This window comes from Sanguibacter sp. Z1732 (assembly GCF_051020515.1).
GTDB lineage: Bacteria > Actinomycetota > Actinomycetes > Actinomycetales > Beutenbergiaceae > CALKWS01.
On the sequence record NZ_CP194857.1, the window covers coordinates 3896823 to 3910000 of the forward strand.

The window sequence follows — 13178 nt, forward strand, 5'->3', positions numbered from 1 at the left end:
CGCCGACCCAGGCGAGCGAACCCGCCCCCGGCGCCGCCCGCCCCGGCTTCGGTCGGCTCTGCCAGGCTCGAACTCGGCCCGGCGCTTCACCCTGAGACCGCGCGACGGCTGACGTGTGACACCGGCGTGGTGCTACACCTGCACGATGGCGAATCGGCCTACAACGCGGTGCCGAGCACCCATCCGGGCCGCACCATCGACGTCGGGCAGCGCACCCGCACACCGAATGCCGACCTCATGCGAGCGCTGTGGGCGCGCGATCAGGGGTGCCGCTTCCCGGCTTGTGACCGGCGCCGGCACATCCATGCGCACCATGTGCAGCACTGGGCGCACGGCGGGCCGACCGAACTGGACAACCTCGTGCTGCTGTGCGGTCAGCACCACCGTCTGCTCCATGAGGGCGGCTTCGCACTGACGATGAGGCGCGACCACGTCCAGGTCATCGACCCCGACGGGATGCCTCTCCCCGGGGTTTGCGACCTCGGTCCTGCCCCGCCGGACGCACCGACCGGAACCGAGGTCCCCGCGGACCCGACGCATGGGGAGGCCCTGAGCCCCGTCAACGGTGGGCGGATGAACCTGAAGTGGGCCGTCAGCGTGATCGCGGGCAACTGGGAGATCCAGCGCCTGCGGGCGGCCCGCCAGTGGTCATACCCGGATGCCGCGGCCTAGCCGGAGACTCCCGAGCCAAGCGCGGGGGACGGGCCCGGCGGGGAGCGCTACTCCGGCACGATCGTCGGTGCGTCGCTGTTCCTGTTGGTGCGGTACTGGTTCACCAGCCGCTGCAGCGGGATGGTGCCGTCCTGCCAGGGGAGCAGGATCCACAGCACGATGTACAGGGTGGGTCCTAGCACCGGCAGCAGCATCGCAACAATCATCAACACCCGCACCAGCACCACGTCGAGATTGGTGGCGTCGGCGATGCCGCCGGCGAGGCCGGCCAGCACCCGACGTGGTCCGCGCCGGAAGCCGAGATTACGGATGACGTCGAAGAAGGAGTCCATGGACCCAAGAGTAGGGAGCCGCTGGCAACGTGCGCCATCGGGGAACACCCGGAGATGACCCTGAGCCTCCGCTCCTACTCCGTCCGGCGAAGCACTGCGGCGGTACCGTGGGCCGGTAGGTCCCCCCGCCGCGGCCAGGGCCACGAGGTGGTCGGTGACCTCGGCGAGACCGGCCGCGTCGTAGTCGATCACCTGCATCGACTTCAGGTAGGCCATCACCCCCAGGCCGCTGGCGAACCGTGCGGTCCCACCGGTGGGCAGCACGTGGTTGGACCCAGCCAGGTAGTCCCCCAGCGGCACCGGCGAGTGGAGGCCGAGGAAGATCGCTCCGGCGTTGTGCACCCGCTCGGCCACCTGCGCGGCATTGCGGGTGTGGATCTCCAGGTGCTCGGCCGCATAGGCGTTGACCACCTGCACGCCCTGGTCCAGGTCCTGCACCAGCACCACCGCCGACTGCGGGCCGGTCAGCGCCGTCCGGATCCGGTCGGCGTGCTTGGCCAACTCGGTCTGCGCCTCGATCTGCCCGGCGACCTGATCGGCCAGCGCTCCCGAGTCGGTGATCAGGACCGAGGCCGCCGCCGGATCGTGCTCGGCTTGGGAGATCAGGTCCGCGGCCACGTAGGCGGGTTGCGCGGTCTCATCGGCCAGGACGGCGATCTCGGTGGTGCCGGCCTCGGAGTCGATGCCGACCAGGCCCAGTACCGCGCGTTTGGCCGCCGCCACGTAGATGTTGCCCGGGCCGGTGATCACGTCGACCGGTTCGCAGGCATTCTCCGCCCCGGCTCCCGGCGCGGCCTCGACACCGTGGGCGAACATGCCCACCGCCTGAGCGCCCCCGACGGCGTAGACCTCCTCCACCCCGAGCAGGGCGCAGGTGGCCAGCACCACCGGATCGGGCCAGCCGTCGTTGTCCTTCTGTGGCGGACTGGCCACCGCCAGTGCCGTCACCCCGGCTTCCTGGGCCGGCACCACGTTCATCACCACCGAGGAGGGGTAGACCGCCAGTCCCCCGGGGACGTACAGACCCACCCGACGCACCGGGACCCACCGCTGGTGGACCTGTGCACCGGGGCCGAAGGTGGTGCGGGCGGCGCCGGGTAACTGGGCGCGGTGGGCTTTCCGGCGCGACCGATCGCCTCGGTGAGCGCCGCCCGCAGATCCGGGACGAGCCCGGCCAGTGCCCGGGCGAGCACCTCCTGCGGCACCCGCAGGGAGGCCGGTGTCACGCCGTCGAACGTCTCGGTGTAGTCCGCGATCGCCGGGGCCCCCTCCTGGCGGACACGTTCCAGGATGGGCCTGACGGTCTCGATCGCGGCCGCCACGTCCACCTCGGCACGGGGAAGCACCCGGCGCAGGTGGGCCGCAGAGGGTGCGGTGTTACGAAGGTCGATCGTGCGCATCACGAGGCATGAGTCTACGCGCGCTGCCATGATGAGGTGATGCCCTCAACACCGCAGACCGATCCGCAGGACGTGGCGATTCGCGACGACATGATCCGGCTGGGCCAGTTCCTCAAACTAGCCGGCGTCGCCGAGGACGGGATCGAGGTCAAGGCGCTGCTCGCCGAGGCCGCGGTGACCGTCAACGGTGAGATCGAGGCACGCCGCGGCAGGCAACTGAACCGCGGGGATGTGATCGGTATCGAGGCACCGGTCGGCTGGACCTACCTGCGGGTGAGCGGGTGAGGTCCGGCCCTGCTCAGGCCACGCAGTGCGGCCCCAGCAGGGCTTTGAGGTCCCCGTACAGCGCGGGGGTGCGCTCCACCCGGAGTTGATCGTCCAGTCGCAACACGGTGGCCCGGCCGGGTGAGGTCAGTCGCAACCGCACCTCGGTCACACCGGGGTGGGTGGACAGGATGTCGCGCAACTGCTGGACCACCGGGGTGGTGCAGCGGTACTCGGCGAGGCTGACCGTCATCGGGGCATCATCGCTGACCGACACGTCCGGCAGGGACATCTCCATCGCCTGCAGGGCCAGGGAGTCATCGCGCCGGCGCAGCCGGCCGCGCAGCACCACCACGGTGTCCTCGGCCAGGGCGGTGGAGTAGGCCAGGTAGGTCTCCCCGAAGAACATCACCTCGACGCTGCCGGCCATGTCCTCGATGGTCACCGCCGCCCAGGTGTTGCCCTGCTTGGAGACCTTGCGTGCGACCGAGGTGATCAGCCCGGCCACGGTGACGGTGGACCCGTCAGGTCGCGCCTCATCGGCCAGCAGGGTCGCGATCGGCACATCGGCGGCCTTGGTGAGCACGTGCTCGATACCGGACAGCGGATGGTCGGAGACGTACAACCCGAGCATCTCGCGCTCGAAGGCGAGTTTCTGCTTCTTGTCCCACTCGGGCAGGTCGGGGACCTCCACGGTCAGGGACACCTCGTCATCGGCGTCACCGAGTCCGGCGAACAGGTCGAACTGGCCCTCGGCCTCCTTCCGCTTGACCCCGATCACGGCGTCAACGGCCTGCTCGTGGATGAGCAGCAACGACCGGCGGGTGTGTCCCAGGGAGTCGAACGCACCGGCTTTGATCAGCGATTCGATGGTGCGCTTGTTGCACACCACCGCAGGCACCTTGTCCAGGAAGTCCGTGAAGGAGGTGAAGGCGCCCTTGTCCGCGCGGGTGGCCACGATCGCCCTGACGACGTTGTCACCGACGTTGCGGACCGCCCGCAGCCCGAACCGGATGTCATCGCCCACCGGGGTGAATGTTCCCTCGGAGGCGTTCACATCCGGGGGCAGCACCGTGATGCCCATCCGGCGGCACTCGTTCAGATAGAGGGCGGACTTGTCCTTGTCATCCCGGGTGGAGGTGAGCAGGGCGGCCATGTACTCGGCCGGGTAGTGGGCCTTGAGGTAGGCGGTCCAGTAGGACACCAGCCCATAGGCCGCGGAGTGGGCCTTGTTGAAGGCGTAGTCACTGAACGGGACCAGGACTTCCCACAGCGCCTTGATCGCCGCCTCGGGGTAGTCCCGCTCACGCATCCCGGCGTGGAACTTGTCGAACTCGGCGTCCAGGACCTCCCGCTTCTTCTTGCCCATCGCCCGGCGGAGCAGGTCCGCCTCACCCAGGGTGTACCCGGCGAGTTTCTGGGCGATCTCCATCACCTGCTCCTGGTAGACGATCAGCCCGTAGGTGGTGCCGAGGATCTCGTCCAGGGGCCCGGCCAGTGCCGGGTGCAGCGGGGTGATGTCCTGCAGGCCGTTCTTGCGCAGGGCGTAGTTGGTGTGGGAGTTGGCGCCCATCGGGCCGGGCCGGTACAACGCACCGACCGCGGAGATGTCCTCGAAGTTGTCCGGGCGCATCTGCCGTAGCAGCGTGCGCATCCCGCCACCGTCGAGCTGGAACAGACCGAGGGTGTCGCCGCGGCCGAGAAGTGCGTAGGTCTCCCGGTCGTCCATCGGCAGGTCCTCGACGATCACCGGGTCCTTGCCGTTGACCTCGATGTTGATCAGCGCGTCTTCCAGGATGGTCAGGTTCCGCAGTCCCAGGAAGTCCATCTTCACCAGGCCCAGGTCCTCCCCGGCGGGAAAGTCCACCTGGGTGATGACCGCACCATCCTGCTCGCGCCGCATGATCGGGATGATGTCGATCAGCGGCTCGCTGGCGATGATCACCCCGGCGGCGTGCACACCCCACTGGCGCTTCAGGCCCTCCAGGCCCTTGGCCGTCTCGAGTACCTTGGCCGCGTCGGGGTCCTCGCTGATGAGTTGGCGGAACTCCCCGGCCTCGGCGTAGCGGGAGTCATCGGCGTTGAACATCCCCGCCAGGGAGACATCCTTGCCCATCACCGCCGGCGGCATCGCCTTGGTGAGTTTCTCACCCATCGCGAACGGATAGTCCAGGACCCGGCTGGCGTCCTTCAGCGCCTGCTTGGCCTTGATGGTGCCGTAGGTGACGATGTAGGCGACTTTGTCCTCGCCGTACTTGTCCGAGACGTAGCGGATCACCTCACCGCGGCGGCGCTCATCGAAGTCGATGTCGAAGTCGGGCAGGCTCATCCGCTCGGGGTTGAGGAACCGCTCGAAGATCAGCCCGTTCTTCAGCGGGTCCAATCCGGTGATGCCCATCGCGTAGGCGGCCATCGACCCGGCTCCCGAGCCACGGCCCGGGCCCACCCGGATGCCCTGGGACTTGGCCCAACTGATGAAGTCGGCCACCACCAGGTAGTAGCCGGCGTACCCCTTGGAGGTGATCACCTCGTGCTCGTAGTTCGCCTGGGCGCGCACATCGTCGGGAATGCCGTTCGGGTAACGCTGGTGCAACCCGAGTTCGACCTGCTGGGTGAAGTAGGAGACCTCGTTCTCACCCTCGGGCACCGGGAAGTGCGGCATGTACCGGCCGACCTCCTCGGTGAAGGTGACCTCGCACTGCTCGGCCACCAGCAGGGTGTTGTCGCACGCCTGCGGGTAGTCGCGGAACAGTTCACGCATCTCCGCACCGGACTTGAGGTAGAACTCCTCTCCCTCGAAGGCGAACCGGGACCCGCCCTGCGCGTATGACGGCTCGGTGAGCCGGGAACCGGAGTTCACGCACAGCAGCGCCTCGTGGGCGTGAGCGTCCTCGCGCTTGGTGTAGTGCAGGTCGTTGGTGGCCAGCAGCGGCGCGCCGATGTGCTCGGCCAGCCGGATCAGGTCGGTGATGGTCCGGCGTTCGATCTCGATGCCGTGATCCATGATCTCGACGTAGTAGTTCTCCCGCCCGAAGATGTCCTGCAACTCGGTGGCGGCCCGCACCGCCTCGTCCCACTGGCCCAGGCGCAGGCGGGTCTGCACCTCCCCCGACACACAACCGGTGGTGCCGATCAACCCCTCGGCGTAGGTGGACAGCAAGTCCCGGTCCATCCGGGGCCACTTGCCCATCTGACCTTCCAGGGACGCCAGCGAACTCATCCGGAACAGGTTGTGCATCCCGGTGTTGTTCTTGGCCAGCAACGTCATGTGCGTGTAGGCGCCGCGGGCGGAGACGTCATCACCGCCCTGGGAGCCCTCCCCCCATTGCACGCGGGTCTTGTCGAACCGGGAGGTACCCGGGGTGACGTAGGCCTCCACGCCGATGATCGGATTGATGTCGTACTTGCGGGCGGTGCGCCAGAAGTCGTAGGCCCCGAAGAGGTACCCGTGGTCGGTCGTGGCCAGCGAGGTCTGCCCGAGCCGGGCTGCCTCGGCGAACAGATCGTCCAACCGTGCCGCCCCGTCCAGCATCGAGTACTCGGTGTGGACGTGCAGGTGAGCGAAATCGGCGGCCATGGCACCCGAGTCTAGGCGGGCTCGCCCACAGCGGCCGGACGGCTCACCGGGCGCGTGCGTGGACCGGGCATAGGGTGGCAGCATGGGCACGAGCAAGCGATGGCACGAGGTAGTCCGGGCAGCCGGTTTGGACGACGGTGAGGGTGGGACACGGCCCACGATCTTCGCCGAGATGACGGCGCTGGCCCAGCGGACCGGGGCGTTGAACCTGGGTCAGGGCTTTCCCGACTCCGACGGCCCGGCCACGGTCACCGAGGCCGCGCGCACCGCTATCGCCGAGGGGATGAACCAGTACCCGCCGGGCAACGGGATCGTGCCGTTACGGGAAGCGATCGCGGCGCATCAGAGCCGCCACTACGGCATCGAACTGGACCCCGGCAACCAGATCACGGTCTCCAACGGGGCCACCGAGGCGATCGCGGCGTCGATCCTGGCCCTGGCCGGACCGGGCGATGAGGTGCTGACCCTGGAGCCCTACTACGACTCCTACGCCGCCGTGATCGCGATGGCCGGCGCCACCCACGTGAGCGCTCCGCTGGTGGGCCACGCCGATCAGGGGTTCACCGTGGACGCCGAGGCCCTGCGGGCTGCCTTCAGTGACCGCACCGCCGTGGTGCTGCTGAACAGCCCGCACAACCCCACCGGTGCGGTGCTCAGCGCCGAGGACCTGGCGCTGATCGCCGAACTGGCCATCGCCCACGACGCGGTCGTGGTCTCGGACGAGGTCTATGAGCACCTGACCTACGACGGCGCCCGGCACATCCCGATCGCCACCCTGCCGGGCATGTTCGAGCGGACGGTGACGATCTCCTCGGCGGGCAAGACGTTCTCGGTGACCGGTTGGAAGGTGGGCTGGGCCAGCGGTCCGGCGGATCTGATCACGGCACTGGTCAGCATCAAGCAGTTCCTCACCTACACCGGCGGCGCCCCGTTCCAGCCCGCGGTGGCCACCGCCCTGAACCTGGAGATCACCCCCGGTCCTGATCAGCACTGGGTCGGCGAACTCGCCGCCGACCTGTCCGCCCGGCGCGACCTGCTCATGACGGGACTGACCGAGGCGGGCTTCGAGGTCGTGCGGCCGCGGGGATGCTACTTCGTCATCGCCGAATCCTCGACGTGGCTGGAACGGCACGGTCTGGCCGACGGAGCGGCGCTGTGCCGCGCCCTGCCGGAGTTGGCCGGGGTGGCCGCGGTGCCGGTGAGTGCCTTCACCGTGCCCGGCAGCCGGGCCGACCGGGACCTCGCCGCATCGGTGCGGTTCACCTTCACCAAGTCCTGGGACGTGCTCAACGCGGCTCTGCAGCGTCTGGCGCAGACGTCAGCACCTTGACCGCGTCGCGGTGCCACATCCTGGCATCGAGGTAGCGCTCGGCGCCGACCTCGTACCCCAGGGACTCGTAGAAGGGCAGCGCGGTCTCCTGGGCGGACAACTCCACCCGCACCTGCCCGTCGACGGCGAACTCGGTGTAGGCGATCCGTTCCAGTTCGGCCATCAGGGCGCGACCGACCCCCTGGCCCCGGGCCTCGGTGAGAACCGCGACCCTGGTGGCGTGCACGACGCCCGGCTGCTCGGCGTCGGTCAGCATCCGCGCGGTTCCCACATCGCGGAAGTCGGGGTCCACCGCGATCAGGTGCACGCTGGAGTCGGACTCATCCCGCCCGTCGAGTTCCTCGGCGGGCAGCACACCCTGCTCCTCCACGAACACCGTCCAGCGCAGACCGTGCACGCGGGCCAGTCCGGAGAGTCCATGTACACGTTCGATCCTCATGGCTGCCGCAATTCCTCCAGGGCTCCGGCGAGGTCCTCGGGGTAGGTCGATTCGATGATGAGCGGCTGCCCGGTGGCCGGGTGGTCAAAGCCCAGTGCCATCGCGTGCAGCCTGCCGGCGCAGGCCGAGCCTGCGGGCCAGCACCGGATCGGCGCCGTAGGTCAGGTCGCCGACGCACGGGTGCCCGATCGCCGAGGAGTGCACGCGGATCTGATGGGTGCGTCCGGTTTCCAGGTGGATCCGCAACAGGCTGGCCGCGCGCATCGCCTCCAGCGTGGAGTAGTGCGTGATGGACTCGCGGCCTCCGGCCACCACCGCCCACTTGTAGTCGTGCCGTGGGTGCCTCCCGATCGGGGCGTCGATCGTGCCGGCCGAGGGGTCGGGGTGTCCCTGCACGACGGCGTGGTAGATCTTGGTCACGGTGCGCTCCTTGAACGCCCGCTTCAGCGCCGTGTAGGCACGCTCGCTCTTGGCCACCATCATCAGCCCGGAGGTGCCCACGTCGAGGCGGTGCACCACGCCCTGGCGTTCGGCTGCCCCGGAGGTGGAGACCCGGTACCCGGCGGCCATCAGCGCTCCCACCACCGTGGGGCCGTCCCAGCCGGGGCTCGGGTGGGCGGCCACGCCCACCGGCTTGTCCACCACCACGATGTCGTCGTCGTCGTGGCGGATCACCATGCCCGGGACCGGCTCGGGTGGAGCCGGGGCCGCGTCAGGGGGCGCCTCGGGCAACCGGAGTTCCAGCCACGCCCCGGACCGGAGCCGGTCGGACTTGCCGACGACGTCCCCGTCCATGGTCACCGCGCCGGCGCCGAGCAACTCGGCGGCCTTCGTGCGGCTCAGCCCGAGGAGGCGGCCCAGCGCGGCATCGGCACGCTGGCCCTCGAGTCCCTCGGGCACCGGTAGGGCGCGGTGGTCAGCCATGGTCTTCCTGCGGGGCGGAGGAGACCGCAGGGGTGCCCGCGGAGTCGTGCTCACGGAGTCCGTCCAGCCCCACCCCGCGGATCAGTAGGATCGCGATCATCGGAGCGGCTACCACGATCGCGATGTCGGCGACGTTGCCGATCACCAGACCCGCGTAGTTGAGAAAGTCCACCACGTGCCCCTGGGCGAAACCGGGGTCGCGGAAGAGACGGTCGGCCAGGTTGCCCAGGTTTCCCCCCAGCAGCAGCCCGAGTCCGATCGCCCACGCCCGGGAGCGCAACCGGGGCGCTGCGACCAGGATCACCACCGTGACGACGGTGGCGGCGACGGTGAACACCCAGGTCAGTCCGGTGGCCAGGGAGAAGGCCGCACCGGGGTTGAACACCAGTTGCAGGCCGAACCAATCCCCCAGCACCGGGTGGTACGCGCCGGGTTCCAGGGTTGCCAGCACCACGATCTTCGTGGCCTGGTCCACACCGAGCACTGCCAGGGTCAGGACCACCAGGTAGGCCAGCGCCCGGGACCGGGAGGCGGGTGCGGCGCGGTTCCCGCCGGTACCGCTACTCGAGGACTCGCTCACCGATCACGGACGGCGCAGGTCGTTCTCCGAACTCCCGCCGCCATAGCCGCTCAGGCCGGAACCACGGCCCTCGACGTCGCTGAGCAGCCCTTCCAGATAGCTCTTCAGCCGGGTGCGGTAATCACGTTCGAAGACCCGGAGTTCGTCGATCTTGCGCTCCAGTAGGGAGCGCTCGCCCTCGAGCTGGTTCAGGGTGCGAGTACGCTTCTCCTCGGCCTCGTTGACGATCTGCTCGCCCTCGGTGCGGGCTTCGGTCAGGATCCGGTCCGCCTCGGCCTTGCCGTTGGCGACGTACTCGTCGTGCAGGCGCTGCGCCAGCTGCAGCATGCCGGTGGCCGACTCGGGTTCGCCGGTCTGCGCGGCGGCAATGCCGGCGGCCGGGGTCGCATCGGCTGCGCTCGGCTGGGACGGCTCCGGCTCCGGCTCCACCGGGGATGCCGCGGACGGCTCGGCCGGTGAAGGTTCTTCGGGGGCCTGTTCGGTCGAGTGCGCAGCCGCCACTACGCCGAGGTTGGCGGTCTCGTCGGCCGGGGTGCCGGCGCTGAGTTCTGCGATGCGTGCCTCGGCAGCCTCGAGTTTGGCCTTGAGTTCCTCGTTCTCGCCGGAGACCACCCGCAAGGTAGCCACGACCTCGTCGAGGAAGTCATCGACCTCATCCTGGTCGTACCCCTCGCGGAACTTCGTCGGTTGGAATTTCTTGTTGAGGACGTCGTCCGCAGTCAGCAGTGCCATTTTCAGCTACCTCGGATTGTTGATCGGGTGGCGGATGCCACCTACTTGTACGTTAGCGGAGTTCCGCCCGTGCCCTGCTACAGGATACGCCCGACTACAGCGTATGCGGCTGAATAATCCCGAGGAGCAGGGAACAGGCAATGAACACCAGGATGAAGCCCAAATCTAGGGCAACGGCGCCGATTCGCAACGGCGGAATGATCCTGCGGACCGCTCGCAGCGGCGGATCGGTGACGGTGAAGGTGAGTTCAGCCACAACCAAGGTCACGCCCTGGGGCTTCCAGTCCCGGGCGAATTGCTGCACCCAGTTGAACACGAGCCGGACCAGCAGCAGGACCACGTAGAGCAGTACAGCCAGATACAGAACGCTCAGGACGACGGACACTCAAGACCTAACTCTGGTTGAAGAACCTTGCCTGAGCAGTCTCCGGCTCCCGCTCCTCGTTGGCAATCTCCACCGTGGCAGGTGAGAGCAGGAACACCTTGTTGGTGACCCGCTCGATAGCGCCGCGCAGCCCGAACACCAGGCCGGCGGAGAAATCCACCAGGCGCTTGGCCTCGGCGTCGGTCATGTCGGTGAGGTTCATGATCACCGGGGTTCCGGAGCGGAACGCCTCGCCGATGGTCTTGGCATCGTTGTAGGTGCGGGGGTGCACCGTCGTGATCCGCCGCAGACTGCCCGAGTCCCTGTGCGACGCGGCGCGGCTGATCGGGGTCACTTCTGCCGGAGGGGTCTGCTCACCCGGCTCCTCGTCGTCGTAGTCCACGTAGTCCTCGTGCTCCTCGGCCTCCGGCTCGGACAGCCCGAGCCAGAGCATCGACTTGCGCAGCGTTCCGGCCATGGGTGCTCCTCGTTCCCTCGCCCACAGCGTGCGCTGTGAGGATGCGTTCTGTTGGTTCCGACGCTAGACCAGCAGCGAACCGCGTCAGGGCAGGTCACCGCGGCGTGTCGCGGCCGCCGAGCGCAACCAGTCCGGCAAACCGGCCGGTTCGGCCGTCCCGACGGTAGGAGTAGAACCGGCGGTCCTCATAGGTGCACAGGCCCACGTCGTCGATGTGGGGCACCCTGGCCCGGCGGAGCACAGCGGCCACTCCGGCGGCGAGATCGATCGAGGGGGTGCCCCAGCTCGTGGTGCCGCCGAGTGCGGGGTCGACCGCCTCGGCGTCCGCGCGCAGGTCGGCGGGAACCTCGTAGCACCGGCCGCAGATCGCCGGACCGATGACGGCGTGGGAGGCGCCGGCACCCCGGGCCTGCATCGCAGCGAGTGCGTTCTGCACCACCCCGGCCAGGAGACCCCGGCGCCCGGCGTGCACCGCGGCGACCAGGCCCGGCCCGGCCAGCAGCACCGGAACGCAATCCGCTACCAGGACCCCGACGCCGCTGCCCGTCCCCAGCAGCGCGTCACCGGTGCCGTCGGTACAGCCCGGCTCGAGCACGTCGGTGCCGTGGACCTGCCGGGCGTAGGCGACCGGCCCGCCGAGGAGCTCGGCGGCGATGGCCCTGTTGGTCCGCACATGGTCCGGGTCGTCGCCGGCCGCGCCCCCGAGGTTCAGCGCCTGGAACGGCGGCGCGCTGACACCGCCGGCGCGGGTGGTGAACAGTCCGCGCGCACCCGGGCCGAGGTCGACCCGGATCACGGTGTCGGCGTCAGCGCCGTCGGCCCTACTTGAGGAACTCGGGCACATCCAGATCGTCGTCCCGCCGCCGGCGGGGCGCCTCGTCGAAGATGCGCGGGACCTCAAGCCCCTGGGTCGGGGGGCCCGCGGGGCTCTGCGCCGAAGGGGCTTTCGGTGCGCCGTTGGTGTGCGCCGCCACCGGGACGCGCCCGGCGGTTGCGGGTTCGTCGGCGTCGATCACGGTGGGTACCGCACGCTCGGCCGGCGCCACGGGCTCCGGGGTCCGCTCCACCTTGGGCTCCGGGTGCGCAATCGACCTGCTCCCGTCCGTCGGGGTCGGGCTGCCGCCGTCGAATCCTGCCGCGATCACGGTGACCCGCACCTCGTCGCCGAGGGCGTCGTCGATGACGGCGCCGAAGATGATGTTCGCCTCGGGGTGGGCAGCCTCCTGGACCAACCGGGCCGCCTCGTGGATCTCGAACAGGCCCAGGTCGGAGCCGCCCTGGATCGACAACAACACCCCGTGGGCGCCATCGATGCTGGCTTCCAGCAGTGGCGAGGAGATCGCCAGTTCCGAGGCCTGCACGGCACGGTCGTCGCCACGCGAGGAGCCGATCCCCATCAGGGCGCTGCCTGCTCCCTGCATCACCGACTTCACGTCCGCGAAGTCCAGGTTGATCAGACCCGGGGTGGTGATCAGGTCGGTGATCCCCTGCACACCCGAGAGCAGCACCTGGTCCGCGCTCCGGAAGGCATCCAGGACCGAGACCCCGCGGTCGGAGATGGACAGCAACCGGTCGTTCGGGATCACGATGAGGGTGTCCACCTCATTGCGCAGGGCCTCGATGCCGGCGTCGGCCTGCACTCCGCGCCGCCGGCCCTCGAAGGTGAACGGGCGGGTCACCACCCCGATCGTGAGCGCGCCCAGGGACCGGGCGATCTTCGCGACCACGGGCGCGCCACCGGTCCCGGTGCCTCCGCCCTCGCCGGCGGTGACGAAGACCATGTCGGCCCCGCGCAGCACCTCCTCGATCTCCTCGGTGTGATCCTCAGCGGCTTTCTTGCCCACCTCGGGATCGGCTCCTGCCCCAAGCCCGCGGGTCAGGTCACGGCCGACGTCGAGTTTGACGTCGGCATCGCTCATCAGCAGTGCCTGGGCGTCGGTATTGACGGCGACGAACTCCACGCCTTTCAATCCGACCTCGATCATCCGGTTGACGGCGTTGACTCCACCACCGCCGATACCCACTACCTTGATGACCGCTAGATAGTTCTGCGGTGCCGCCACGTCACTTCCCTCTCGTCAAACCC

At 69.1% G+C, this 13178-nt stretch carries 12 protein-coding genes and 2 pseudogenes; 3 read left to right on the forward strand and 11 right to left on the reverse strand.

Annotated features, from left to right (window positions below):
• Positions 1 to 126 precede the first annotated feature (126 nt).
• Positions 127 to 672 carry an HNH endonuclease signature motif containing protein gene (locus ACRRRO_RS20260; RefSeq protein ID WP_424797173.1) on the forward strand — a complete coding sequence of 182 codons (546 nt, stop codon included), beginning with the start codon at positions 127 to 129 and terminating at the stop codon, positions 670 to 672.
• 47 nt (positions 673 to 719) lie between these two features.
• Here the strand turns inward: ACRRRO_RS20260 and ACRRRO_RS20265 are convergent, their stop codons facing one another.
• Together ACRRRO_RS20265 and hisD are read right to left on the reverse strand one after the other, a co-directional pair.
• Complete coding sequence (locus ACRRRO_RS20265; protein ID WP_424787912.1) at positions 720 to 1004, reverse strand: PspC domain-containing protein; 285 nt, start codon at positions 1002 to 1004, stop codon at positions 720 to 722.
• Between the two features lie 74 nt (positions 1005 to 1078).
• Positions 1079 to 2407 (reverse strand): annotated as a pseudogene (gene hisD, locus ACRRRO_RS20270) (histidinol dehydrogenase).
• 36 nt (positions 2408 to 2443) lie between these two features.
• Here hisD and ACRRRO_RS20275 point away from each other — a divergent pair.
• Complete coding sequence (locus ACRRRO_RS20275; protein WP_424797175.1) at positions 2444 to 2689, forward strand: RNA-binding S4 domain-containing protein; 246 nt, start codon at positions 2444 to 2446, stop codon at positions 2687 to 2689.
• A 13-nt stretch (positions 2690 to 2702) separates the two neighbouring features.
• Here ACRRRO_RS20275 and dnaE read toward each other — a convergent pair whose 3' ends face one another.
• Positions 2703 to 6245 (reverse strand): DNA polymerase III subunit alpha, encoded by a 3543-nt coding sequence (gene dnaE / locus ACRRRO_RS20280; protein ID WP_424797176.1) that lies wholly within the window; start codon positions 6243 to 6245, stop codon positions 2703 to 2705.
• Positions 6246 to 6327: 82 nt separating this feature from the next.
• Here dnaE and ACRRRO_RS20285 point away from each other — a divergent pair, with 82 nt between their 5' ends.
• Positions 6328 to 7575, forward strand: coding sequence for an aminotransferase class I/II-fold pyridoxal phosphate-dependent enzyme (locus ACRRRO_RS20285; protein ID WP_424797177.1), 1248 nt, complete (start codon positions 6328 to 6330; stop codon positions 7573 to 7575).
• Here ACRRRO_RS20285 and ACRRRO_RS20290 read toward each other — a convergent pair.
• From ACRRRO_RS20290 to ftsZ, 8 genes and pseudogenes are all read right to left on the reverse strand, one after another.
• Positions 7532 to 8014: a GNAT family N-acetyltransferase gene (locus ACRRRO_RS20290; RefSeq protein WP_424797178.1), complete on the reverse strand. Its 483-nt coding sequence runs from the start codon at positions 8012 to 8014 to the stop codon at positions 7532 to 7534. The two genes, ACRRRO_RS20285 and ACRRRO_RS20290, sit on opposite strands and share 44 nt — an antisense overlap.
• A pseudogene (locus ACRRRO_RS20295) lies at positions 8011 to 8938 on the reverse strand (RluA family pseudouridine synthase). The gene ACRRRO_RS20290 and the pseudogene ACRRRO_RS20295 overlap by 4 nt, the downstream one beginning before the upstream one ends.
• Positions 8931 to 9518, reverse strand: a complete 588-nt coding sequence (lspA, locus tag ACRRRO_RS20300) for a signal peptidase II (RefSeq protein ID WP_424797180.1) — start codon at positions 9516 to 9518, stop codon at positions 8931 to 8933. Before lspA ends, ACRRRO_RS20295 begins: the two are co-directional and overlap by 8 nt.
• A 3-nt stretch (positions 9519 to 9521) precedes the next feature.
• Positions 9522 to 10250: a DivIVA domain-containing protein gene (locus ACRRRO_RS20305; RefSeq protein ID WP_424797181.1), complete on the reverse strand. Its 729-nt coding sequence runs from the start codon at positions 10248 to 10250 to the stop codon at positions 9522 to 9524.
• 94 nt (positions 10251 to 10344) lie between these two features.
• On the reverse strand, positions 10345 to 10635 hold the full coding sequence (locus ACRRRO_RS20310; RefSeq protein ID WP_424797182.1) for a YggT family protein: 291 nt from the start codon (positions 10633 to 10635) through the stop codon (positions 10345 to 10347).
• A gap of 7 nt (positions 10636 to 10642) precedes the next feature.
• Positions 10643 to 11092 carry a cell division protein SepF gene (locus ACRRRO_RS20315; protein ID WP_424787922.1) on the reverse strand — a complete coding sequence of 150 codons (450 nt, stop codon included), beginning with the start codon at positions 11090 to 11092 and terminating at the stop codon, positions 10643 to 10645.
• Positions 11093 to 11186: 94 nt separating this feature from the next.
• A complete protein-coding gene (locus ACRRRO_RS20320; RefSeq protein ID WP_424797183.1) occupies positions 11187 to 11888 on the reverse strand; it encodes a polyphenol oxidase family protein in 702 nt (233 codons plus the stop codon).
• Between the two features lie 25 nt (positions 11889 to 11913).
• Positions 11914 to 13155, reverse strand: a complete 1242-nt coding sequence (ftsZ, locus tag ACRRRO_RS20325; RefSeq protein WP_424797184.1) for a cell division protein FtsZ — start codon at positions 13153 to 13155, stop codon at positions 11914 to 11916.
• Positions 13156 to 13178: the final 23 nt, after the last annotated feature.

Bases quoted from the DNA above. Each gene is read 5' to 3' on its own strand.
- ACRRRO_RS20265 (WP_424787912.1), bottom strand. From the start codon at position 1,004: ATGGACTCCTTCTTCGACGTCATCCGTAATCTCGGCTTCCGGCGCGGA.
- ACRRRO_RS20305 (WP_424797181.1), bottom strand. From the start codon at position 10,250: ATGGCACTGCTGACTGCGGACGACGTCCTCAACAAGAAATTCCAACCG.
- ACRRRO_RS20290 (WP_424797178.1), bottom strand. From the start codon at position 8,014: ATGAGGATCGAACGTGTACATGGACTCTCCGGACTGGCCCGCGTGCAC.
- ACRRRO_RS20275 (WP_424797175.1), top strand. From the start codon at position 2,444: ATGCCCTCAACACCGCAGACCGATCCGCAGGACGTGGCGATTCGCGAC.
- ACRRRO_RS20315 (WP_424787922.1), bottom strand. From the start codon at position 11,092: ATGGCCGGAACGCTGCGCAAGTCGATGCTCTGGCTCGGGCTGTCCGAG.
- dnaE (WP_424797176.1), bottom strand. From the start codon at position 6,245: ATGGCCGCCGATTTCGCTCACCTGCACGTCCACACCGAGTACTCGATG.
- ACRRRO_RS20285 (WP_424797177.1), top strand. From the start codon at position 6,328: ATGGGCACGAGCAAGCGATGGCACGAGGTAGTCCGGGCAGCCGGTTTG.